We start from the raw sequence: 22,876 nt of genomic DNA, 5'->3' as shown, positions 1-22,876 counted from the left end.
GTAGCACCTTACGACGAAAGGGGCTTGGCCTACCTGGCTAGGTGGTACAAGCCCCGTCATCGGGTATTTTCTGGGAGGTTACTGGTTTATTCGATTGGTTCTGGCTTTTGCTCGGTTGTGTGTGGTTGCAACATGCCTGCTGAGGTGAGTTCCTCTTCGAGGTGATTCAGCATGGAGACTGCTTCGGAAATCATGACCCGGTCATCAAGCTCTACACCTCGAATCAGCCATTGGGCTAACGCAAATTCTGCGTAGAGGTTGGCGCGTGCTTCTAGGTTCCGGTCTGGTTCCTGCGGCATTTCCTTGCGGTAAGCTTCAAAAACTTTTTCTCGGAGGGAGGGGTCTTCACAGGCCAGGAGCCAGGCGAAGTCTTGGGCTGGGTCACCGACGCAGACTTCTGACCAGCCGGTAATCTCAACGATTTTTTTCTTTTCCAGGACCAGGTTGTCTTCGTTGAGGTCCCCGTGAATAACCCTGGTGCGGAAGTCCCACAGATCCTGGTTGGTCAGTTGCTGCTCCCAACGGCTGAGCAGGCCTGAGGGGACCTTGCCTGTGGCAACGGCCAGGTCTAGTTCAGCCAGTCGCCGTTCCCGGACCTGTTGGGAGGTGTAGACCGGCAGGTCAGCATCTTCGACGATGGTGGTGGGGAAGACGTGAATCGTTGCTATGGCGTGGGCTAGGTCCTGAACAAGGCCGGGCTTGCCGGGAGTGGAGCTGTAGAAAATGTCGGTCAGCTCGTCGATGTCATGGAGTTTGCCGGGAATATGCGAGTAGATGAAGGCCTGGCGGCCATCGAGGGTGACGGTGCCGACGATGGTGGGCACGAGGAAGGGGAGGCGGGCGCGTAGGCCCGGGGTGAAGGATTGCAGTATGACATGCTCTGCTTCGAGGCGGACACTGGCTTCAGGGTGTTTGGGGGCGCGGACCCGCCACCGCTTGTTGGCTGAGTCGATGATGATCGCCGAGTCAAAGTCGTGGGTGTCGTCTGCTGAGGGGAGGGCTGCGACGGGGTAGAGGCCGGGCACTCCAGCTGATACTATGGCGGCAAGTTGAAGCGGGGTTGAAGTCACGTATTCAAGCCTACAAGAGTTCAAGGGGTGTTTTAAGGTGGTTACCTCAAATCCCAGTAAACTGTCGACCAGCCCACATTCTGGGTCGGGTTTATCGGAGCCTGTGGTGGAGGCCAGCTCTGACTGGTTTTCGCCCTTGGGGCGGGTTCCTCTGGTGACGGATCGGGTGCGGACGGCCGGTACCTTGAGGGAGTTGCCGGGGTTTTTTGCTTCCCTGGGTAAGGCCCTGGTGGGGGAGGACGACCTGGATGAGAGGTTGTATCCCTGGCGGGTTGCTCCTGCCTTGATTGCGGTTGATCGGGGCCGGGTTTTGGTGGATGACAGTTTGGTTCCCCTTGACCTTGCCCAGAGCATGGCTTTGCATCGGCAGGCAGTGTTGGCGTATACGTCCGCCGAGGATGTCACCCGGCCGTCGCTGATTTTTGCGGGGACTCGGGTGGTGGAGCTGTCGGAGGGGACGGCACCTGCCTCTTGTCCTGCCCCGGGTGAACAGCCCGTCCTTGCCCTGGTGGGGGAGTTTGCTGATTTCCTTGATTTTGGGGTTGATCCCTTGAATCTTCAGGGGTTTGAGAATCAGGAGCAGACCGTTGCTGATGTTCTGGCGGCGCGAACCGGTGGGTCCTGGTTGGGGTTGAGGGACGTCGTTGCTCACGGGTTTGTGGGGCCAGGGGACAGGTCGAGCTGGGGTGAGGTGCTGGCCGCAGCCGGGGCCCTGGCTGCCTGGCACGAGTCGTCAGGTTTTGATGAGAGGACGGGCGCCCCTACTTACGTTGTGAGGGGCGGCTGGGTTCGGGTGACGGACGGGGGCCGGGAGCTTTTTCCCCGCACTGATCCTGCCGTCATTACTGCTGTGACAGCTACGGTGGATGGTGTTCCGAAGATCCTGCTGGGCCAGGCCCGGGCGTGGGGGAAGGGGCGGTATTCAACGTTTGCCGGTTTTGTGGACGCTGGTGAGTCCTTGGAAGGTGCTGTCCTGAGGGAGGTGTATGAGGAATGTGGTGGCTTGGTGATGTCCCAGCGGTATCTGGGGTCTCAGCCTTGGCCTTTTCCTCGTTCGCTCATGTGTGGGTTCCTTGCTGAGATTTCAAATCCAGAGGCCGTTGAGGCAGATGGCGCGGAAATTGAAGAAATCCGTTGGTTTACGAGAGAGGAGCTGGTTGAGGCCCATCGGTCTCAGGAAGTGCAGCTACCGGGGCAGGCATCCATCTCCCGCCGCCTGATTGAATACTGGTTGGGAGGCCCCCTGGACGCCGGGGAGTAGCCTTGCTAAGACCAATTGCTAAGAACATTTAGACTTATGGCTTCAGCATGGTTATTACTTGTGCAGCCTATCATGATTTGACCCACAATTTGGTACTGTTCTTTTGCCCAGGTAGGTCGAAACTCCATCCTTGCTGACAGTAACATCAATACCCACTGTTAGATTGCGGATCCATCGTGAGTCAGCCATTCATCTGCGTTGCTGGTCTGCACCGCCCTAGCCTGTGATTCATCAGGAGGGACGGGGTGGGGAACGGGCAGTGCCCCGAGCCGGTACACTGGTAGGGCCGGTTGCCCACAATCTGGGGGAGCTGTAGAGCAGCATTTTTGGGAAGGGGATAAAACGGTTGCAGAATTTTGCTATGAGGGCCCAGCCCCTTGCCCCCACTGCCCCCAACCCTGAGGCTATCTTGGAGGGGCTTGACCCCGAACAACGGCGGGTTGCCACGGAGCTAGCTGGCCCCATGTGCGTCATGGCAGGTGCCGGAACCGGTAAAACCCGGGCTATTACCCACCGAATCGCTTACGGGATAGCTATTGGACGGTACCGGCCCGACGCCGTCCTGGCCCTCACCTTCACCACGAGGGCAGCAGAAGAGCTCAAGGTGCGTCTGAGGGAGCTTGGGGCTGTCGGTGTGGTGGCCCGCACCTTCCACTCAGCTGCCCTAGCCCAGTTGCGTCACTTCTGGGCGGTGGCTATCGGCGGATCCACACCGAACATCATCAAGAACAAGAGCCAGTACATCATCGAATCGGCCCGACGCCTGGGCCTGCCCACTGACCGGGCGCTCGTGAGAGACCTTGCCAGCGAGATTGAATGGGCCAAGGTCAATCTGTTGACCCCTGACTCCCTGAAAAACCGTCTCAAGGGCAGGGAACTTCCCAGCGGCTACACTGCCATTGATATCGTCCGTCTGCTCCGCACCTATGAGGAGCTCAAAGACGAACGTAACGTCATTGACTTTGAAGATATCCTCCTACTCACCATTGCGATTATTGAGGAAAATGATCTCATCGCAGCCCAAATCAGGGAACAGTACCGGCACTTTGTGGTGGACGAATACCAGGACGTCAGCCCCCTCCAGCAAAGGCTACTGCAGGCCTGGATTGGCCCCCGGGATGACCTGTGCGTGGTGGGCGATGCCTCCCAGACCATCTATTCGTTTGCCGGTGCGACGAGCCGTCATCTCATTGATTTCCGCCGGACCTACGAGCACGCTACCGTGGTCAAGTTGGTCAGGGATTACCGATCAACCCCCGAGATTGTTGATTTAGCCAACGACTTGTTGGCTGCGCGTCGTCCTCGGGCCGATTCTACTGCCTACTCCTGGGCGCCGCCGCTTGAGCTGGTCTCCCAGCGGAAGAGCGGCCCTAAGCCGGAATGGTTTGAGTATGCAGACGACGAAAAAGAGGCCCAGGGCATTGCTGAAGACATCAAGGATTTGGTGGAGAAGGATGGCCTTGATCCTGTGAATATTGCCGTCCTGTACCGGACCAACTCCCAGTCTGCTGCCCTTGAGGAGGCCCTGTCTGCTGCCGGTATTACCTACCAGCTGCGGGGGGCCGAGAAGTTCTTTGACCGGGCTGAGGTCCGGGCTGCCATGAGTATGTTGCAGGGTGCTGCGAAGGGGGCTGATAGTACCGATTCGGTGGGTCAGCTGGTGCGGGATAATCTCAAGAGCCTGGGCTGGAAGCCTACTGCCCCCCAGCGTTCTGGCCAGGAAAGGGCCCGTTGGGAGTCCCTTGAAACCCTTGTTCATTTGGCTGACCGTTTGATTGCTGACCGGGAGGCTGAACGGGCTAGGGCCCAGGCTAACGGGGCCCACGAGCTACCTCCTGCCCTGACGCTTTTTGAGTTGGCTTCTGTGCTCCACCAGCGGTCCTTGCATAAGGACGCCCCGTCCCTCAACGGGGTGACGTTAGCTTCCCTGCATGCGGCTAAGGGCCTGGAGTGGGATGCTGTGTTCCTTGCGGGGCTTTCGGAGGGGCTCATGCCGATTAGCTTTGCGAAATCTGCTGATGAGGTCGATGAGGAACGTCGTCTCTTGTATGTGGGGATCACCCGTGCTCGTACCCATCTGACCCTGACCTGGTCTAAGTCGCGGACGCCAGGGGGCCGGGGGGCCCGGAAACGGTCCAGGTTCCTTGACGATATTGCCCCCAAGGGTTTGTGATGACCCAGAGGAGAGTAATTCGACCGGCTTCGGGGTCCTACCCTGAGCTTGAGATTGTGTATTCGTCTCGTCGGAAGAGGACGGTGGCAGCCCAGTCTTTGCCTGATGGCCGGGTGAGGTTGCTGGTTCCAGACCTGCTGTCGGACTCCCAGCTCGAACAACATATCCAGGATCTCGTCCCCCGGGTTGTGGCTCAGAAAGCTCACAAAAATTCTGGCCGGAATCGTATGTTGTCGGAAGATTACCTCATGAATCGAGCGGCCTTTCTGCTGAAGGAATATCTTCCTGAGGGGCGGGAGCCGGTGTCAATCCGCTGGGTTGCTAACCAGAAGCGTCGCTGGGGGTCTGCCACCCCTGCTCAGTTGACGATTCGTGTCAGTAATGTACTGGTGGGGGCACCTGAGTATGTGGTGGATTACGTTATTTTCCATGAACTTTGCCATTTGGTACAGGCTAACCATTCGGCGGCCTTCCGGGCCTTGGAGGCCCGCTACCCCCACCTGGAGCGGGCCCGGGCCTTCCTTCAGGGGCTTGAGTTTGCTGAGCACACGCAAAATTAGGGTGCAATTTGTGGGGCATATGAAAACCAGCGGTGGACGGGAGGTCCACCGCTGGTTTGTTATTTATGCTTGGTCCTGGTCTTGGGGCTCGTCGTAGCCGCCGGACAGTAGCTTCTCGAGGGCTGCATCGAATTCGTCCTCGCTGGCGTTGAGGAGGGCCCTACGGGAGGCGAATCCGGCCGGATCGTTGAGGTCCTCGCTGGTGGGGAGGGTTTCGGGGCCGGACCAGAGCCCGTCGCGGGCCTCGAAGCCGTGGGAATCGTCGTAGTGGCGCCAGAAGGCCAGGGCCTCGCGCATCTTGCGGGGGCGTAATTCGAGCCCGACGAGCTGGGAGAAGGCGTGTTCGGCGGGGCCACCGGTTGCCCGGCGGCGGGCCATTGTTTCAGCGAGCTGGGGGGCCTTGGGGAGGTTGCCGGTGGCTTGTTCTGTGACGAGGCTGACCCAGCCTTCGATGAGGGCTAGCAGGGTTTCTAGGCGGTCAAGGGCCAGCTTCTGATCGTCAGTGTGCTGGGGCTTGAACATGTCTCCGGAGAGGGCTTCCATCATGGATTCGGGGTTGGAGGGGTCAAACTCGATGTTTTGGGCGGCGTCCTGCATCCGTTCCATATCAACATGGATACCCCGGGAGAACCGTTTGATGAGGTCAATGATGTCTTCGCGGAGCCAGGGGTTGGTCTTGTGTAAGCGGATGAGGGCGGCCTCGCGCACGGCCAGATACAGCATGACTTCCTGGGCGGGGATTTCCAGGCCTTCGCCGAACGCTGCGATACCTCCGGGGAGGAGGGCAGAGCGTCCTTGGGAGAGGGGGATACCGATGTCTGTGGAGGACACGACCTCCTCAGCGAGGTTTCCGATGGCCTGGCCCATCTGCATGCCGAACATCATCCCACCGATTCCGGCAAAGATATTTCTGCCCCCGAGGAGGCCTGAGAGTTCTTCGGGCAGCTGCCCTTGCATGGAGGTTGACATGGCCTGGGATACCTCTTCTGCGACAGGGCCAGAAATGTCTTTCCAGGTGGAGAAGGAGTTTTCAACCCATTCGGCTTTTGACCAGGCTTCTACACTGAAGCTGGGGCGGTCGAAGACCGTGACGGGGTCAAGCCAGAGGTCTGCCAGGGCTGAGGCGTCGCGGACGGCTCCTGCCTGGGTGGAGGTAATGGAGGGGTCATCTCCGGAGGCTACGACCTGACGGGCATGTTGTTTGGCCATCTCCCAGTTGACAGCTTCGTCGGTAGGCTGGGCGTTCATCATGGAATTCATCTGGGCGAAGATGCCGGATACCATGCTGGGGTCCATGGGGAAACCCATGGTGTTGAAGGAGTTGGCATCGAATGGGGCTGATCCGCCGAGGTTTGAGGGGTCGAAGCCTTGTTCACGAAGTTTTTTGATGAATTCTTCGAGGGGGTCGCGGCCTGACGTTGGGTCAAATGGGTTGTGTGACACGGTAATAGGTTCCTCTGATGTGGCCGGGGCGCACCGGGGCGCGTTAGGTCTTAGGTTCTAGCCTACTGTTTTTGGTGGGTGCTTGTTCTGGCTTTTGCCGTGAGCCAAGTGGGAGTTTGCTTGATTCTTGGGGTAGGGGAGGTTCTGGTGTGGTTTTGCTTGTAATCTAGTAGCATGCTTTTTTCTCGCCGGAATGAAACTGCCGTCCAGCCCTCTCGTCGTTTTGATATGCGGCGGGTGAGTGCTGTGGGTACGACGGGCTTGTGCCTGCTGGCTTTTATTATTCCGGTTGATTTTGTGACAGAGGCTCCCGGTCCTACCTTCAATACGATTGGGGACTACAATGGTAAACCTTTGATTGAAATTGAAGGTGTTGAGTCTTTTCCCGTGAGTGGCAACCTTGATATGACGACGGTATCAGTCGCAGGCGGCCCCAACTCAAGCATGGGAGCCTTCCAGGCCCTCAGCGCCTGGTTGGGCTCGTCCACCACTGCCCTTCCCAGCGATCTCATCTATGATCCAACCCTGACCCGGGAAGCCGTTAGTGCTCAAAATAGTGCCGATATGACCAACTCCCAGGAGGTCGCTCAAGCTGCTGCCCTCACCCAACTCGGTATTGAGTACGGGGAACAACTGAAGGTTTCGGGAACAGTCGAGGGCGGCCCCAGCGCAGGCCTCATCTCTGAAGGTGAAATCCTCACCGCCCTGGATGATACCCCCCTCAAAAATTACGCAGAACTTGTCGACCTTCTGAACCAGGGCAAGGGGAGAGAAGTGACCCTGACCCTTGAAAAGGACGGCATCACCCACAAGGTTGCCGTCACCCCCGTCCATAATGACGAACTCGACCGATACGTTCTAGGGCTCTACCTCTCCCGCTCCTTCGACTTCCCCATGCAGGTGACCTACGGCCTCGAAGAAGTAGGTGGCCCCTCCGCTGGCATGATGTTTGCCCTGGGCATTATGGACGAAATCACTGAAGGTGAGATGACTGGCGGAAAGCACTTTGCAGGCACCGGCACCATAGATTCTGACGGACGCGTGGGCGGAATTGGTGGCATCCGCCAGAAAATGTATGGGGCCCAGGAGTCCGGAGCAACCGTCTTCCTAGCCCCCACTGAAAACTGCAATGAAGTCGTAGGCTACATCCCCGAGGGGCTAACAGTCATTGGGGTATCTACCCTGGACGAAGCTGCGGCTGCCGTCACCGCCATCGGTCAGGGTACTGACCCCGCTACCCTCGCCTCCTGCCCCCTCCCTGAAGACCAGTAGCTTCCCTCCAAGCCACAGGCCCGGAACTCCGGGCACCCTGGGCTATCACAAAGGCCCTGCCCAGAGCGTAAAACCCAGGGGGCACCCTCGAAACTCAAGGTAATCTTTGGCACAATGGTGGAGTAATGTGCGCACACTGCAGCACCACTCTCCATCACTGAAGGAAACCTGTGAACACCGCGAGTACCCCTCCCCGTTCCACGCCTCCTCGGAGTCCCCGCAACACCCCTCTTGGCATCACCGCGGCCATCATCGCCGTCCTCGTTGTTGTCTTTGTGTTCGTGACCCAGGTATACACCGACATCCTCTGGTACGACCAGCTAGGCTACCTCAAGGTATTCATCACCCAGAACCTCACCAAGGGGGCTGTGTTCCTGGCTGCAGGCCTTTTAACCGGCCTAGCCGTCTGGGCAAGTATCTTCTACGCCTACAAGCACGGAACACCCCCCACCCCGGGGCCCCGCCGTCCTGCCCCACCCCGCATCGACTCGGACGGAAACCCCATCCCAGACCCCTACGCCGAGTTCCAGGACATGTTCAACCAGAACATGGAACGCTACCGTCAGGGCGTCGAAAAGGTTCGCAAGGCCATGCTGGTGGTAGTTCCCATCCTCGTCGGTGCCTTCGTCGGCGTTGGTGCAATGTCCCAGTGGGAGACCGTCCTGCTCTTCCTCAACGGAGAAACCTTCGGCTCAACCGATCCTGAATTCGGCAAGGACTTAGGCTACTTTATCTTTACCCTGCCCTTCCTCAACGTCATTACTGGCCTGCTGACAACCATCATCATGTTCTCAGCCATGGCCGCCCTCGCCATCCACTACTTCTACGGTGGTCTCGTGGTGGGGGAGAAGGGCATCACCACAACGATTCACTTCCGCCGTCACTTTGCCCTCCTCGGTGCAGCCTTCATTCTGGTGCGTGCCGTCACCCTGTGGCTAGCCCGCTACAACGCTACCCAGGACCAATCTGGCTCCTGGGCCGGTGCTATGTATAGTGACGTCAACGCCATTATCCCTGTCAACGCTATCCTGGCTATCGCAAGCCTGCTCGTGGCTGCTCTCTTTATCTTTGCAGCCATCAAGGGTAACTTCCGCCTGCCCATCATTGGCACAGCCGTACTGGTGATTGCCTCCCTGGTGGCCGGTGGAATCTACCCTTGGGTCATCCAGCGGTTCCAGGTCGTCCCCAATGAACAAGCCACTGAAGCCCCCTACATTCAGCGCAACATCGACGCTACCCGGGCGGCCTACGGCCTTGACCAGATTGACGTCCAGAACTATGACGCCACCACCAGCACCCAGGCAGGAGCCCTGAGGGGCGAAAGCGAAACCATCTCCAACATCCGTCTACTCGACCCCAACGTCGTGTCAGGGGCATTCGCCCAGCTTCAGCAGTTCCGCCCCTACTACCAGTTCGGTAAGAACCTCTCCGTGGACCGCTACTCCATCAACGGAGTTGAAACCGATACTGTCATCGCTGCCCGCGAGCTGAACCCCGCCCAGAATGAAGGATCCTCCTGGGTCAACCAGCACGTGGTCTACACCCACGGTTACGGCGTCATCGCCGCCTACGGCAACCAGGTGGAAGCCGACGGTAAGCCCAAGTTCATCCAATCCGGTATCCGGGCAACGGGTGCTATCAGCGAGGACTACGAGCCCCGTATCTACTTTGGCCAGAGCTCCCCGCTCTACTCCATCGTCGGCGGAAGCGCAGAGGACGAACCCCTCGAACTTGATCGCCCCCAGACCGCCGATGACAAGGAAGGCTCAGACGCCAAGTACACCTTCAGCGGCAACGGAGGGCCGAACATCGGCAACGCCTTCAACCGACTGTCCTATGCCATCAAGTTCCAGTCATCAGACATCCTGCTCTCGGACGCTGTCCGTCCTGAATCCCAGATTCTCTACGACCGCAACCCCTCCGAGCGAGTCAAGAAGGTAGCCCCCTACCTCACCGTGGACGGCAACCCCTACCCGGCCATTGTTGATGGCCAGGTGCTGTGGATCGTCGACGCCTACACCACCAGCAACCAGTACCCCTATTCCCAGGCTGCCCGCCTGGACTCTGCGACAGCAGATTCTGATACGGCTACCGGTGCCGCCCAGGCCCTGCCAAACACCCAGGTCAACTACATCCGAAACTCCGTCAAGGCTACCGTCAATGCCTACGACGGTTCGGTGACCCTCTACGCCTGGGACGACCAGGATCCGGTGCTCAAGAGCTGGCAGAAGGTCTACCCTGAGACTGTCCGTCCCTACAGCGAAATGTCTGCCTCCTTGATAGAGCATGTGCGTTACCCGCAGGACCTCTTCAAGGTCCAGCGCGAGATCCTCAACTCCTACCATGTAACGAGCGCGAACAGCCTCTACAACGGTGACGACCGCTGGTCCATCCCCAACGACCCGACCAACGACAGCGGCCGCCCCCTGCCTCCCTACTATATGTCCCTGCAAATGCCGGGGGAAGACTCAGCCCAGTTCTCACTGACCACCAGCTTCATCCCGCAGCAGTCAGATAGCAACTCCCGGAACGTCATGTACGGCTTCCTGGCCGCCAACGGTGACGCAGGTACCGGCAAGGACGGCGAGAAGGCTGACACCTACGGCAAGCTCACCCTGCTGGAGCTACCGCGTTCATCGGTAGTCCCCGGCCCAGGCCAGGCCCAGAACGTCTTTAACTCAGATACTGCCGTATCCACTGAGCTCAACCTCCTCCGCCAGGGTGCTTCGAACGTCATCAACGGAAACCTGCTGACCCTGCCGGTAGGTGACGGTATCCTCTACGTTCAGCCCGTCTATGTCCAATCATCTGGCGACGCAGCCTACCCCTCCCTGCGCCGTGTCTTGGTTGGCTTCGGTGAAAAGGTAGGCTTCGCCCCCACCTTGGAAGAAGCCCTGAACGAGCTCTTTAGCGGCTCATCCGGCGCTGAAACGGCCGCGGACGCAGGCGTCGACGATACCCAAGCTGCAGATGCAGCTGCATCAATGGACACTAGCCTCACCGGGGCCCTCCAAGACGCCCGCAAGGCCATGGAGGACGCCGACGCCGCCATGAAGTCCGGGGACTGGACAGCCTACGGGGATGCCCAGAAACGTCTCAACGAAGCCCTCCAGCGGGCAATCGAGGCTGAAGGCCTGGACGGTGAAACAAACACCACACCAGGCGAAACTTCCACTGAACCCAGCCCCACCCCGTCCAGCTAACACCGGCTAGGGATCGACAGACGGCGCCTCTCCCCACACCCAGGGGAGGGGCGCCGCCCCATACACCCACCACCAGAAAATATGCTCTCACTCACAAATGCCCCTCTGGGCTTGCGCACCGCCATCAAGATGCGTATAGTTGAATGAGTCGCCGCGGGGTGGAGCAGTTCGGTAGCTCGCCGGGCTCATAACCCGGAGGCCGCAGGTTCAAATCCTGCCCCCGCAACTCATATGAAGAAACCCACTCGAAAGAGTGGGTTTCTTCGTTTAAACATTCCAGGGGCGGGGCAGGTCATTCCGCAGATTTTTTACTTCCTCGCTCGGAAAAAATCTGCTCCATCCCCGCAACTATGTGATAAGTCGTCCCGATTGGAATGAATCCAATCGGGACGACTTTTTCTTGCCCTTTTGATTCGGAGCAGAGGGGGAAGGCACTCTCGACATACAACAGACCTCAACGCAGCTGCGGTGGCTGAGAGTTCTGGCGGGGCAATCTAGATTTGGACCATAACCAGCTCAAAAACCTGCTAAAACAGGCCCCAAAATGACCTCGAGATGGTCCAAAGTGAGGGGGAAAGCCCGAGAGGGAGCCGAGGCTCACGCCGGGTTTTGCCTCAGCTACCAGCCCAGAACGGTAAGCTTAGGGTGGCTTAATTACTTGATCCTCAATTGATAGGCATGGCTTCGTGAAACCCCTCATTATCGGTATCGCCGGTGGCACCGGCTCCGGCAAAACCACCCTCACCAACACCCTCATCGAACGATTCGACGGCAAGGTCGGGGTCATCTACCACGACAACTACTACAAGCGGAACGACCACCTCACCTACGAGGAACGCGAACTGCTCAATTACGACGCCCCAGAAGCCTTCGACAACGACTTGCTCATCACCCAGCTCAAGGCCCTGATTGCCGGACAGACCATCGAAACCCCGGTCTACGATTTTTCCGCCCACAACAGGTCAGACGACACCCTCATCGTAGAACCCCAGCCCATTATCATCCTCGAAGGGATCCTCATCTTCGTAGAACCCGAGATCCGGGACCTCTGCGACATCAAAATCTTTGTCGATACCGACGCCGACGTCCGAATCCTGCGCCGCCTGCGCCGCGACGTCATCGAACGAGGCCGAACCATCGAATCCGTCGAAGCCCAGTACCTCACCACCGTCAAGCCCATGCACGAGCTCCACGTTGAGCCCTCCAAAAAGCATGCAGACATCATCATTCCCGAAGGCGTCAACCTCGTAGCCCTCGACATGCTCTTCCACCGGATCACCGGCCACCTAGACCTGCCCACCTCCTAACCGGGAACCAGGACTGAACAAAAAACCCCACTGCCAGCACCAGCTGGGCAGTGGGGTTTTTCGTGGGCCCAGGGGAGAGCCCCGGGCAGGACGGCTAGGGCCTACTTACCGGCCTTGAGAGCGGCCAGGCGGGCGTCCAGCTCAGACTGGCGGCCAAGTTCTTCCAGGTCGTTGAACTGGGCGTCCAGAGAGGAGGCAGCAAGTTCCTGCTGGCCGATGACACGGGCCTCTTCACGACGGACCTTGTCCTCAAAACGGGCAATTTCGCTGGTGGGGTCCATGACGTTGAAGGACTTGAGGGCATCATTGACCTGGGACTGGGCGGCAGCGGTCTTCTGGCGGGCTACCAGCTCATCGCGCTTACGCTTGACCTCAACCAGCTTCTCCTTCATCTGGGTCAGGCCGTTCTTGAGCTGGTCAACAACCTTGGTCTGAACCTCAATCTGGGGAGCAATAGCAGCAGCCTCGTTCTCTGCCTGCATTTGGCGGCCTATGGCAATCTTGGCCAGGTTGTCGAACTTATCAGCGTTGGCGGTGTCGCCTGCTGCGCGGAACTCGTCAGCCTTGTTTGAGGCGGCCAGGGCCTTGGCGCCCCATTCGGTGGCCTCGCGGGTGTCTTCTGCGTAGTCTGCTTCGAGCATACGCAGGTTGCCGATGGTCTGGGCTACGGCCTGCTCAGCTTCGGCGATGTTGTTGGTGTAGTCACGAACCATCTGATCCAGCATTTTCTGGGGGTCCTCTGCTGCGTCGAGCAGGGCGTTGATGTTGGCCTTGGTGAGCTGGGCGATACGGCTAAAGATGGTCTGCTTTACCATGGGGTTTACCTTTCGGTGCGGTGGTTGAGGTTCGGCAGCGGGATTGCTGGGACCTCTTGAGGTTTATTGTGGCAAGTAAAAGTGAAAGTGGGGGTGCGAAACACCGGCGGGTGCTACGTTGTGAGCGAAAGTGCTTGGCTTAGAAGTTTCCTCCTGCGCCGCCGCCACTGCCGAAGCCGCCCCCGCCGCTGAAGCCACCTCCGCCGAAGCCTCCGCCGAAGGTTCCTCCACCCCAGCTTCCGCCAGAGGAGCTGGAGTTGTTGTTACCCCCTAGGAGGGTGCCCAGCAGGATACCTCCCAACATGGCGGAGTTGAAGTTACCCCCGGATACAGGGCCGGGCCGGTAGGAATTGCGGCGGTTGAAGGAATCTACATCTGAGCGGGCGATCCTCTGGGCGTCACTTGCCAGGCGGATTGCCTCGTTGGCGCGGGCTAGGGCTGTTACCGGGTCGGTGGTCTGCAGCTTCTGGGCTTCTGAGAGGTTGCGTTCGGCCTCGCGGAGGCGGGTGCGGGCTTCTGACTTGACCCCTCCGCGTCGGGCCCACACATAGTCGGAGGCCGCTGATACCTGGGCCTGGGCTGAGACGAGGGCGTGGGAGAGGGATTCGCGGGCGCTGTGAACCGTTTCGTGTTCCTGCCGGACGATTCCCAGGGCGGCGTCGAGGTCGGACCTGACTTCGTGGAGGCGGGTGTTGAGCAGGTAGGGGTCGATGAGTCCGGAGGAGCGTTCTGACCTGATCTGCCCCAGGACGGCCTGTACCCCGGCGGCTGCTGCTGAAAGTTGGGGGCTGTTGGGGGCTCCGGTGCGGGCCAGCTCCCGGGCGGTAGCGACGTCGCGGTCGGCGATGATGAGGGCGTTGTCCAAGCTGGCGGACATGGAGCCCAGGTCGGTTTCAGCCTTGTGTACGGCTTCTAGGAGGCCCTTGGCCTGCCCGATTCCTTCTTCGCCTGCGCGAAGTTCCATGATGGCTGCACTGCGATTGCTTGCCAGGTGGCCCTCGGCCTCCTGGGCTGATTCTTGGGCGAAGTTGAGGCGGTTGCGGGCTTCGGTGACGTTGTCGGCTACTACCCCGAAGGCTGTGGGAGCGTAGGTTGCCCCGAGCCGGTCCAGGGCGGCCTGGGCGGCAGGGAAGAGAGCCTCGACGGCGGTGATCTGCTGGCGGAGGGAGGCTAGGGCTGTGGGGGCGTTGTCTTCGAGCTTGCGGAGCTTGGTGAAGTTAGCTACCTGTTCTGACAAGGCTTTTTGGGCGTCCTGGGTGCGTCCGATAATTTCGGTGAGCCAGGCTCTCTGGTCGGCCTCGGTATCGGGGATTTCGTCGTCCAGCTGTTTTTGGAGCTGGAAGGATCGCTGCATGTGGGCCTTGGCCTGTTCGATAGCTCGGACGAAGGGCGCCACTTCAGCGTCGCCGTACTGGAGGCGGGCGAACTCGACTTCTTGCAGGGAGTGGGCGATGGCGTCGTCGGTCTGGACGAGCAGGTGCCCGGCCTGGGTGCGGAGCTGCTCTAGGCTGGGGGCTGGGCCTGCTGGCCCGGTGGTAGGACGGGGGCGGCCCTGGGGGCCGGGGGTGCGCTTGGTTTTGCGGGAGCGGGAGAGTACATAGGCCCCGCCACCTGCGACGGCGGCAACCCCGAGGAGGGTGGCGGCCCCTCCGACCATTTCAGTGGCCCGGCCCGCCACAGCCGCGGCGGTGCCACTTGAGGAGGAGAGCGTCTCGTTAATCCCGGTGACAGCTGCCTCTGCTGCCCCGAGGTAGTCGGAGTCTGCCAGCTTGGGGAAGATGTAGTTCTGGTAGATGTCTTCTTGTTGGGAGGCTGAGAGCAGGCCTGTGGACCCAGCAATGAAGTAGGCCTGGCGGGCTTCGGTGGCGATCACGAGCAGGACGTCGTTGCTGCCCATATTGTTGAGGGTGGCGAACTGGGTGGCCCAGTCGGCGGAGCTGGTGGGGTCTTCGAACTCGTCGATGGTGATGACGAAGAGGTTTACCTGCCGGCTGGCGGTGAGGTCTGCCAGGGATTCGCTGAGCTGGCTGGTGTTGCCGAGGGCCCCGGTGGTGTCGCTGATTCGGACGCCGGGGTCAAGGTCGAACGGTTCTTCGGCAAGGGCTGGGGTTGCGATTCCCAGGCTGAGGGCGGCAAGGACGGCCGCGGTCAAAGCCGGTGTGCGTTTCATCAATACCTCTTCGTGGTAGGTGCACTGTGTGAGCCTATTCTATCGGGGGATAAGCTGGGCTGGGGCTTTTCGTGTGGGGGGCGTTCACCCTGGGCACAGGGCCGGTAGGACGCGGTGGGGTAGGCCACCGAGGGCACGTACAGCAAACACTCAGCTTTGCTACATCTGAGACACAGACCGGTGGAGCATAGTTATCTACAGAGAAAATCAAGATTGGCAGTAGCCACCTGTGAGTTGAAAGAAGTGACCTCCCGATGACACAGAACCCCTGGGACCAGCCCTCAAACGCCGCCGACGACCCGACCGTCCCTTTCCCCGCCCAGAAGACCCCTCCTACAGGGGCTTCTGCGACAGGGGGTTCTGAGGCTGCCACCGAGGGGGCCGCTCAGCCTGCTGGCTCTGAGTCGCTGATGGGCACCTACAACCCGGCCCAGCAGGAGGGTAGGGCTGCCGCGTCCGCGTCCTATGAGCAGATCCAGGCTGGCGTTCATCCCCAGCCTGCCCAGGCCGCCTACCCGGCAGCAGCAGCCAGCTACCAGCAGGCTGCAGGGGCCTCTTTCTACCAGGAACAGCAGCCCACCCAGAACCCCGACCAGACCCTAGCCTACGGGGCCCCGGTCTACTACACCGAACAGGGCAAAAAGAAGCACTCCACCGCCACCCTGGTGGGCCTGGCCCTGCTCGCTGCCCTCATCGGCGGTGGCGTGGGTGGTGCCGTTACTTCAGCAACCTCCAGCGGCTTCAGCACCCTGGCCTCAGTGTCCTCGGGCACCACCATCGTCAATAACACCGATTCAGTCAATGAGGTGACGGCTGCCGCCGCTAAGGCAACCCCCTCAACCGTCACCATTTCCGCCGCATCCAGCAGCGCCTCCGGCTCAGGCTCCGGTGTGATCCTGGACGGGGAGGGCCACATTCTGACCAACACTCACGTCGTCACCCTCGACGGGGCTACAGCCAACGCCTCCATCGAAGTGCAGCTGGCTGACGGCACCGTCCGCACCGCCACCGTCGTCGGAACTGACCCCACCAGTGACCTCGCCGTCATCAAGCTGGACGACATCAGCGGCCTGACCCTCACCCCCGCCACTCTGGGCGATTCAGACAACCTCAACGTTGGGGATACCACCGTCGCCATTGGCGCACCCCTGGGCCTGTCTAACACCGTCACAACCGGTGTGGTTTCTAACCTGGTTCGAACCATTGAAGTGGCTTCTTCTGCTGCACCTGAGGGAACCGACACCGGGTCTACTGATCCTTTTGGGTCCTCCCCCTTCCAGTTCGAAATCCCCGGCCAGCAGAGCCAGAGCACCACAGCTAGCTCCACTATCTCCATCAACGTGATCCAGACCGACGCTGCGGTTAACCCCGGCAACTCCGGTGGCGCCCTCATCAACGCCAGTGGTGAAGTCATCGGCATTAACGTGGCCATTGCCTCCACCGACTCAAGCAGCACCTCCACCAGCGGCAGTATCGGCGTGGGCTTCGCCATTCCCATCAACTACGCCAAACGCGTCGCCCAGGAAATCATCGACAACGGCTCAGCCACCCACGGCCTCCTCGGTGCCACCGTCACCACCTCCCCGGCCAACAACGACTCCTCCGAAGCCTTTGGCGACGGCGCCCTGATTCGCGAAGTCAGCAGCGGGGGAGCAGCAGAAAAGGCCGGTCTTAAGGCCAACGACGTGGTGGTTGCCGTCAACGGCCGGGCTATCACCGACGCTACCGAGCTCACCGCCACCGTCCGCCAGGCAGCTGCCGGTGAAGAAGTCACCCTCACCGTTCAACGCAACGGCCAAACCCAGGACATCAAGGTCACCCTGGGCCAGGCAGACTCCTAACCTCATACACAAGAAAAACCTGCCGGTAGCTTCCTCACTTGGAAGCTACCGGCAGGCTGTTTTAAGCCACCGTGGCCCTAGATCTTACCCCCTGGAAAACCGTGCTGCCGCCAGGCCTCAAACACAGCAATCGAGGCACTATTGGCCAGGTTCAGGGACCGACGGCCCGGAACCATGGGAATCTTGACCCTCTCCGTGATGTGGGGGTCGCTCTGGACGTCTTCAGGGAGGCCCACCGACTCGGGGCCAAACATGAGTACGTCCCCCTTCTGGTACTCAATGTCTGCAAAATTTTTCTGGGCGGTGGTGGTGAAGGCAAAGACGCGGGCCGGGGCAAGGGCCTCCCAGGCGTCCTCCAGAGTCTCGTGAACCGTCACCACAGCCAAATCGTGGTAATCCAGGCCCGCCCGGCGCAGGTTGGCGTCCTCAAAGTTGAAGCCCAAAGGTTTGACCAGGTGCAACTCAGCACCCGTAATCGCAGCTAGACGAATCGCATTACCGGTATTCCCCGGAATCTCAGGGGTATAAAAAAGAATCTTGAACACCCCACCAGTGTACGCGCCCGCCGCGAAATAAAAGCGCGGTGGGCGCTGTTGAGAAGGTGAAGCAGTCCATAGCCCCGCCAGCAACCAGGGGAGTATGATGGAAGGCTGAATTGTTTTGACCAATCGCCACGGAAAGGCCAGCGCCCATGCCCCGGGTCTACCTGGACCACGCCGCCACCACCCCCATGCTCCCTCAGGCTATTGATGCTGTGGTAGAGCAGATGAAAATCGGCGGCAACCCTTCGTCCCTGCATTCAGCGGGCCGTTCTGCCCGCGCTACTGTTGAGTACGCCCGCGAGCGTATCGCGCGGGTTGCCGGGTGCGATGCCGCTGAGATTATCTTTACTTCTGGCGGTACTGAAGCTGACAATCTGGCGGTCAAGGGTCTTTTTTGGAAACGCCAAGAGGCTCACCCGGAGGCTACCCGCATTATTGTCTCGGGTATTGAGCACCATGCTGTCGGTGATGCTGTTGAGTGGCTCGAAAATCACGAGGGGGCTGAGGTTGTTTGGGTCGCTCCGGACGACCTCGGTGTGGTGAGCGCCGAAGCGGTTCGGCAGGCTGTGGGTGAGAGCCCAGCGACTGTTGCCCTGGTGACCGTCATGTGGGCCAACAACGAGGTGGGTACCGTGCAGCCCGTCGCAGAAATCGCCGCTGTAGCTGCAGAATTTGGAATTCCCTTTCACACGGATGCCGTCCAGGCTTTTGGCACCCTGCCGGTGAACTTCAAGGAATCCGGTGCCACCACCATGGCCATCTCAGCCCATAAAATTGGTGGGCCCATGGGTATCGGGGCGCTCATTGCCACCCGTAGCGCCCAGCTCATGCCAGTCCTCCACGGCGGGGGGCAGGAACGCTCCGTGCGTTCAGGAACCATTGATGCTGCCTCTATCGCGGGCTTTGGCGCAGCAGCTGCCGAAGCAGGGCAGAACCTGCTCGCCGAAGCCAGCCGCCAGGCTGAGTTACGGGACCGCCTGATCGAGGGCGTCCTAGCAGCTATACCTGAAGCCCAGCTACGCGGGGCCGCCCCCGAAAGCGCCCAGGAGAGAGCAACCGGCACTTTTAGCCGCCTACCGGGCAACGCCCACTTCACCTTCCCCGGCTGCGAGGGAGACTCCCTGCTTTTCCTGCTCGATATGGCAGGGGTGGAGTCGTCCACCGGTTCAGCCTGCAATGCCGGGGTGCCCCGCCCCTCCCACGTCCTGCTGGCCATGGGCCTGAGCGAGGACGAGGCCCGTGGCGCCCAACGCTTTACCCTGGGGCACACCAGCACCGAGGACGACGTCACCGCCCTTCTTACTGCCCTGCCCGCCGCCTGGGCCCAAGCCAAAAAGGCAGGTATGGCGGGCCACGCCCCGGACGCCGCTCGCTGGAACTAAACCCGGCTGGGCGAGGGCAGGACGCGGCTGACCGACCGCTGGGAATGCTGGGCAGGACGGCGGGCCGGGCAGGCACCTGGCCGGGACCCTCTGGAACTAAACTCGGACGGGCGAGGGCGGGCCACGCCCCGGACGCCGCACGCTGGAACTAAACCCGGCTGGGCGAGGGCAGGACGCGGCTGACCGACCGCTGGCTCGGGGCTGGCGTGAATCGCGACGAGCCCCCAGGGCGAGGAGCGAGAGGGTCGCGGTCGGGGCCGCGTCCTGCCGAGCCCACCACCAAACTTTTATCGATATTGAGGACAAACACATGAAAATTCTTGCTGCTATGAGCGGGGGAGTGGATTCGGCCGTTGCCGCCGCCCGCGCCGTTGAGGCTGGCCACGAGGTAGTCGGCGTGCACCTGGCGCTCTCCCGCATGCCCGGCACCCTGCGCACCGGCTCCCGCGGCTGCTGCACCATTGAGGACTCCATGGACGCCCGCCGGGTCTGCGACCAGCTGGGGATTCCCTTCTACGTCTGGGACTTCTCCGAACGGTTCAAGGAAGATGTGGTTGATGACTTTATCTCCGAGTACGAGCACGGCCGCACCCCCAACCCCTGCATGCGCTGTAACGAGAAGATCAAGTTCGCCGCCCTGCTAGAGAAGGCCGTGGCCCTGGGCTTTGACGCTGTTGTTACCGGCCACTACGCCAAGGTCATCACGGACGAGAACGGCAACCGGGAGCTGCACCGGGCGGCAACCTGGGCCAAGGACCAGTCCTATGTTCTGGGCGTGCTGACCCACGAGCAGCTCAAGCACGCCTGGTTCCCCCTGGCTGATACCCCCTCCAAGGACGAGGTGCGCGCCGAGGCCGCCGAACGCGGCTTCTCGGTGGCGAAGAAGCCCGACTCCTACGACATCTGCTTCATTCCCGAGGGCGATACCCGCGAGTGGCTCGAAGAGCACATCGACATGACCGAGGGTGATATCAAGGACACGGACGGACGCGTGCTCGGCAAGCACCGCGGCTCCCAGGCCTTTACCGTGGGGCAGCGCAAGGGCCTGGCCATTGGGCACCCTGCCCCCGACGGTAAGCCCCGCTTCGTACTAGAAATCCGCCCCAAGACCAACGAGGTCATCGTGGGCGGTAAGGACCTGCTCGAAATTGACGAGATTCGCGGTATCCGCGAAACCTGGGCCGGTCTACCCGTAGAAGAAGCTGCAGCCTTCCTATCCGAAGAGCCCGTAGAAGGTGCCCGTTCGGCGTCCTTTGACGTCACCGCCCAGGTACGAGCCCACGCAGACCCCGTTCCCTCGACCGCCCACCTGGAATGGGTAATTGACGATGAAGCCGCTGAGCCCGGTGCCCTGCGCCTGGAAACCGTGGTGCGCCTGCACGAGAAACTGCGCGGTGTGGCTCCTGGCCAGACCATGGTGATCTACCAGGGCACCCGCGTACTGGGCCAGTCCACCATCGCCCGTGCCTACAACCTGGACCGGGCTGACATAACAGCCGGTTAGTCCACAGCGTGAAATTCTGGCGCTCAAGTGTGAGCACCACCGACCGAGGTTTTTAGACTAAACACATGAGCACCAACAGCGATACCCACGACATCCAGGCCCACGCCGACTTCAACACCCGGGCAACCTCAATGACCGGAGTCGCCCCGGCTGTCCTTGAAGAACTCTTCACCATGCGGCAGACCATCGACAATATGGACGCGGCCCTGGTTCATATCCTGGCTGAACGTTTCCGCGCCACTCAGCGGGTAGGCCACCTCAAGGCAACCCATAACCTACCCGCCGGGGATCCAGGCCGGGAGGAAGCCCAGATTAAGCGGCTGCGCTCGCTGGCTGAAGCTGCCCATCTGGACCCTGAATTCGCTGAAAAGTTTCTCAACTTCATCATTTCTGAGGTTATCCGCCACCACGAACAGATTAAGGCTGAAGCTCAAGGATAAACTCGTTTACCAGCCCCCGCCCTAACGAAAGGTAGCTGTGCCCGCCCGCTCCCGCCGTCCGCGTCCTGAACTCTACCTGCCCACCGACGCTGAAATGCTCGCTGCCCGTCAGGACTTTGAGCAGCCCCTTACCTTTGACCCCCACGTCACCGTGCGGGCAACAGGGTTGGGCCCCTGGGCGGGGAAGGATCCCGTGGATGCCATCACCCGGGTACGCGGGGAACTGGGGGACCCCCACCTGAGCTACCTGCCGGAACTGGCCGACCGGGGCTACCGGGCAACCCTCCTGGCCCGGTCGATTGCCGCCCTTGAGGGCTTGAGCGCGGACGGCACCGCCGCCGGTTGGCGTCTCACCCGGGGCTACTCAGCGGAAGGGGACTACGCCACCAGCCTGCTGGCATCGGATATCAATGCCCTGGCCGATGTAGTGGGCCGGGAGAAGGGGACACCTACCGGAACCCTCAAGATCCGCCTGCTGGGGCCGGTCAGCCTAGCGGTGCAGACCTACCTGACAAACGGGGAGAGGGCTCTATCTGACCACGGTGCCCGCAGGGACCTGGCCGAATCCCAGCTTGCTGGTCTACACAGCCTACTCGGCCTACTCCGGGAGGCTGCACCTGGCTCCACCCTCCTGGTGCAATTCGAGGAACCCCATCTCATACCCGCTGCTCAAGGCACCATCAAGACCTCAAGCGGCTACCGAACCATCCGCCACCTACCCCGCCACGAGCTAGTATCCACCTACAGCCAGCTGCACACCGGGGTACACGAAATGGGGGCAAGCCCCCTGATCTCAACTGACTACCTGGCTCTTCACCCCGAAGTGCAGGCGGTAATCGACACCCCCCTCATCGACGTCACCGGTTTGGCGACCTCATCGTGGGAACCGCTCGCTGCCCACCTCGAAACCGGCTGCAGCCTCTACCTGCCGGTCGTCGACGTCCACCATAAAACCAGTGCCGGAACCATCGCCCGGACCCTCTGGACCACCTGGCGGGACCTCGGCCTGGGGAAGAACCTCCTCAACCAGCTGGTACTCACCGAACGAGGCAACCTGGCCGACACAGACCCACCCCGGGCAACCACCGTCCTGAACCACCTGACTGAAACAGCCCGTGCCCTGTCTGAGATTGGCCAAGACAGCTAACCAAAAACCGCTAAACTAGTCAAAGATTGCCCTCACCCCACGAAGGAGAGCCCAGCGTGAAAGAAACCATTCTGGTCGTAGACGACGATGATGCCCTGTCAGAGATGGTGGGTATCGTCCTAGCCCAGGAAGGCTACGAAACAGTCTTCTGCGATGCTGGTGATCGAGCATTCGACGCTTTTGTCACTCACCACCCGGACCTCATTCTGCTGGATTTCATGCTCCCGGGAATGGACGGAATCCAGGTGTGCACCCAGATTCGAGCTGAATCCGAGGTGCCCATCATCATGCTGACCGCTAAAGGCGACACCGAAGACGTCGTCAAAGGCCTTGAAGCGGGTGCCGATGACTACATGACCAAACCCTTCAAACCCGCTGAACTCCTCGCCCGTGTGCGGGCCCGCCTGCGTCCCCGTGAAGACCGTGCAAACGAGCCCCTCCGCATCGGCAACCTGGTCATTGACCTGGCTGGCCATACCGTCAGCCGCGATGGGCAGGTTATTCCCCTGACCCCGCTAGAGTTCGAACTCCTGGCCAACCTGGCCCGCCAGCCCGGCCAGGTCATGACCCGTGAGGCCCTGCTCGGAAACGTCTGGGGCTACGAAAAGACCGTGGACTCCCGCCTGGTCAACGTCCATATTCAGCGACTACGCGCCAAGATTGAAACCGACCCCGAAAACCCCGAAATCGTGCTGACTGTGCGCGGTGTCGGCTACAAGGCTGCCCCGTCAGGAACCCGCTAAACC

17 protein-coding genes and 1 tRNA gene are annotated in these 22,876 nt (G+C 60.7%); 13 read left to right on the top strand and 5 right to left on the bottom strand.

Annotated features, from left to right (window positions below; translation table 11 throughout):
* Window positions 1-86 precede the first annotated feature (86 nt).
* Window positions 87-1,070: a phosphotransferase gene (locus L7A15_RS01970; RefSeq protein ID WP_237207999.1), complete on the bottom strand. Its 984-nt coding sequence runs from the start codon at window positions 1,068-1,070 to the stop codon at window positions 87-89.
* Between the two features lie 37 nt (window positions 1,071-1,107).
* On the opposite strand from L7A15_RS01970, the gene nudC reads away from it, so the two are divergent.
* From nudC to L7A15_RS01955, 3 genes are all read left to right on the top strand, one after another.
* Complete coding sequence (nudC, locus tag L7A15_RS01965; RefSeq protein WP_237207998.1) at window positions 1,108-2,331, top strand: NAD(+) diphosphatase; 1,224 nt, start codon at window positions 1,108-1,110, stop codon at window positions 2,329-2,331.
* Window positions 2,332-2,692: 361 nt separating this feature from the next.
* Entirely contained in the window at window positions 2,693-4,504 is a 1,812-nt protein-coding gene (locus tag L7A15_RS01960) for an ATP-dependent helicase (RefSeq protein ID WP_237207997.1), read from the top strand.
* Window positions 4,504-5,064 carry a M48 family metallopeptidase gene (locus L7A15_RS01955; RefSeq protein ID WP_237207996.1) on the top strand — a complete coding sequence of 187 codons (561 nt, stop codon included), beginning with the start codon at window positions 4,504-4,506 and terminating at the stop codon, window positions 5,062-5,064. The genes L7A15_RS01960 and L7A15_RS01955 overlap by 1 nt, the downstream gene beginning before the upstream one ends.
* Before the next feature lie 63 nt (window positions 5,065-5,127).
* On the opposite strand, the gene L7A15_RS01950 is transcribed toward L7A15_RS01955, so the two are convergent.
* Window positions 5,128-6,507 carry a zinc-dependent metalloprotease gene (locus L7A15_RS01950; RefSeq protein WP_237207995.1) on the bottom strand — a complete coding sequence of 460 codons (1,380 nt, stop codon included), beginning with the start codon at window positions 6,505-6,507 and terminating at the stop codon, window positions 5,128-5,130.
* Window positions 6,508-6,681: 174 nt separating this feature from the next.
* Here L7A15_RS01950 and L7A15_RS01945 point away from each other — a divergent pair, with 174 nt between their 5' ends.
* The 4 genes from L7A15_RS01945 to udk all read left to right on the top strand — a co-directional run bounded on the left by L7A15_RS01945 (window position 6,682) and on the right by udk (window position 12,289).
* The gene (locus tag L7A15_RS01945; protein ID WP_237207994.1) at window positions 6,682-7,779 is read left to right on the top strand and encodes a YlbL family protein; all 1,098 of its coding nucleotides are present in this window, start codon (window positions 6,682-6,684) and stop codon (window positions 7,777-7,779) included.
* Window positions 7,780-7,949: 170 nt separating this feature from the next.
* Window positions 7,950-10,982, top strand: a complete 3,033-nt coding sequence (locus tag L7A15_RS01940) for a UPF0182 family protein (RefSeq protein ID WP_237207993.1) — start codon at window positions 7,950-7,952, stop codon at window positions 10,980-10,982.
* A 152-nt stretch (window positions 10,983-11,134) separates the two neighbouring features.
* Window positions 11,135-11,208 (top strand) — tRNA-Met (locus L7A15_RS01935).
* A 460-nt stretch (window positions 11,209-11,668) separates the two neighbouring features.
* The gene (gene udk, locus L7A15_RS01930; protein ID WP_237207992.1) at window positions 11,669-12,289 is read left to right on the top strand and encodes a uridine kinase; all 621 of its coding nucleotides are present in this window, start codon (window positions 11,669-11,671) and stop codon (window positions 12,287-12,289) included.
* Window positions 12,290-12,390: 101 nt separating this feature from the next.
* Here udk and L7A15_RS01925 read toward each other — a convergent pair whose 3' ends face one another.
* Together L7A15_RS01925 and L7A15_RS01920 are read right to left on the bottom strand one after the other, a co-directional pair.
* Window positions 12,391-13,104 (bottom strand): PspA/IM30 family protein, encoded by a 714-nt coding sequence (locus L7A15_RS01925; RefSeq protein WP_237207991.1) that lies wholly within the window; start codon window positions 13,102-13,104, stop codon window positions 12,391-12,393.
* Between the two features lie 139 nt (window positions 13,105-13,243).
* Entirely contained in the window at window positions 13,244-15,274 is a 2,031-nt protein-coding gene (locus L7A15_RS01920) for a TPM domain-containing protein (protein WP_237207990.1), read from the bottom strand.
* A 254-nt stretch (window positions 15,275-15,528) separates the two neighbouring features.
* Here L7A15_RS01920 and L7A15_RS01915 point away from each other — a divergent pair, with 254 nt between their 5' ends.
* Window positions 15,529-17,115, top strand: coding sequence for a S1C family serine protease (locus L7A15_RS01915; protein WP_237207989.1), 1,587 nt, complete (start codon window positions 15,529-15,531; stop codon window positions 17,113-17,115).
* A gap of 77 nt (window positions 17,116-17,192) precedes the next feature.
* Here L7A15_RS01915 and L7A15_RS01910 read toward each other — a convergent pair whose 3' ends face one another.
* Window positions 17,193-17,660 carry a tRNA (cytidine(34)-2'-O)-methyltransferase gene (locus L7A15_RS01910; RefSeq protein ID WP_237207988.1) on the bottom strand — a complete coding sequence of 156 codons (468 nt, stop codon included), beginning with the start codon at window positions 17,658-17,660 and terminating at the stop codon, window positions 17,193-17,195.
* Window positions 17,661-17,806: 146 nt separating this feature from the next.
* On the opposite strand from L7A15_RS01910, the gene L7A15_RS01905 reads away from it, so the two are divergent.
* The 5 genes from L7A15_RS01905 to mtrA all read left to right on the top strand — a co-directional run bounded on the left by L7A15_RS01905 (window position 17,807) and on the right by mtrA (window position 22,873).
* Complete coding sequence (locus tag L7A15_RS01905) at window positions 17,807-19,039, top strand: cysteine desulfurase family protein (RefSeq protein ID WP_237207987.1); 1,233 nt, start codon at window positions 17,807-17,809, stop codon at window positions 19,037-19,039.
* 310 nt (window positions 19,040-19,349) lie between these two features.
* A complete protein-coding gene (gene mnmA / locus L7A15_RS01900; protein ID WP_237207986.1) occupies window positions 19,350-20,543 on the top strand; it encodes a tRNA 2-thiouridine(34) synthase MnmA in 1,194 nt (397 codons plus the stop codon).
* Between the two features lie 65 nt (window positions 20,544-20,608).
* A complete protein-coding gene (locus tag L7A15_RS01895) occupies window positions 20,609-20,983 on the top strand; it encodes a chorismate mutase (protein ID WP_237200366.1) in 375 nt (124 codons plus the stop codon).
* Window positions 20,984-21,020: 37 nt separating this feature from the next.
* Window positions 21,021-22,130 (top strand): hypothetical protein, encoded by a 1,110-nt coding sequence (locus tag L7A15_RS01890; protein ID WP_237207985.1) that lies wholly within the window; start codon window positions 21,021-21,023, stop codon window positions 22,128-22,130.
* Between the two features lie 56 nt (window positions 22,131-22,186).
* A complete protein-coding gene (gene mtrA, locus L7A15_RS01885; RefSeq protein WP_237187935.1) occupies window positions 22,187-22,873 on the top strand; it encodes an MtrAB system response regulator MtrA in 687 nt (228 codons plus the stop codon).
* Window positions 22,874-22,876: the final 3 nt, after the last annotated feature.

Source organism: Rothia nasimurium (assembly GCF_928391935.1).
Taxonomy (GTDB): domain Bacteria; phylum Actinomycetota; class Actinomycetes; order Actinomycetales; family Micrococcaceae; genus Rothia; species Rothia nasimurium_D.
Note: the sequence above shows the minus strand (reverse complement) of the source record. Positions and strands in the feature narration are given on the sequence as shown.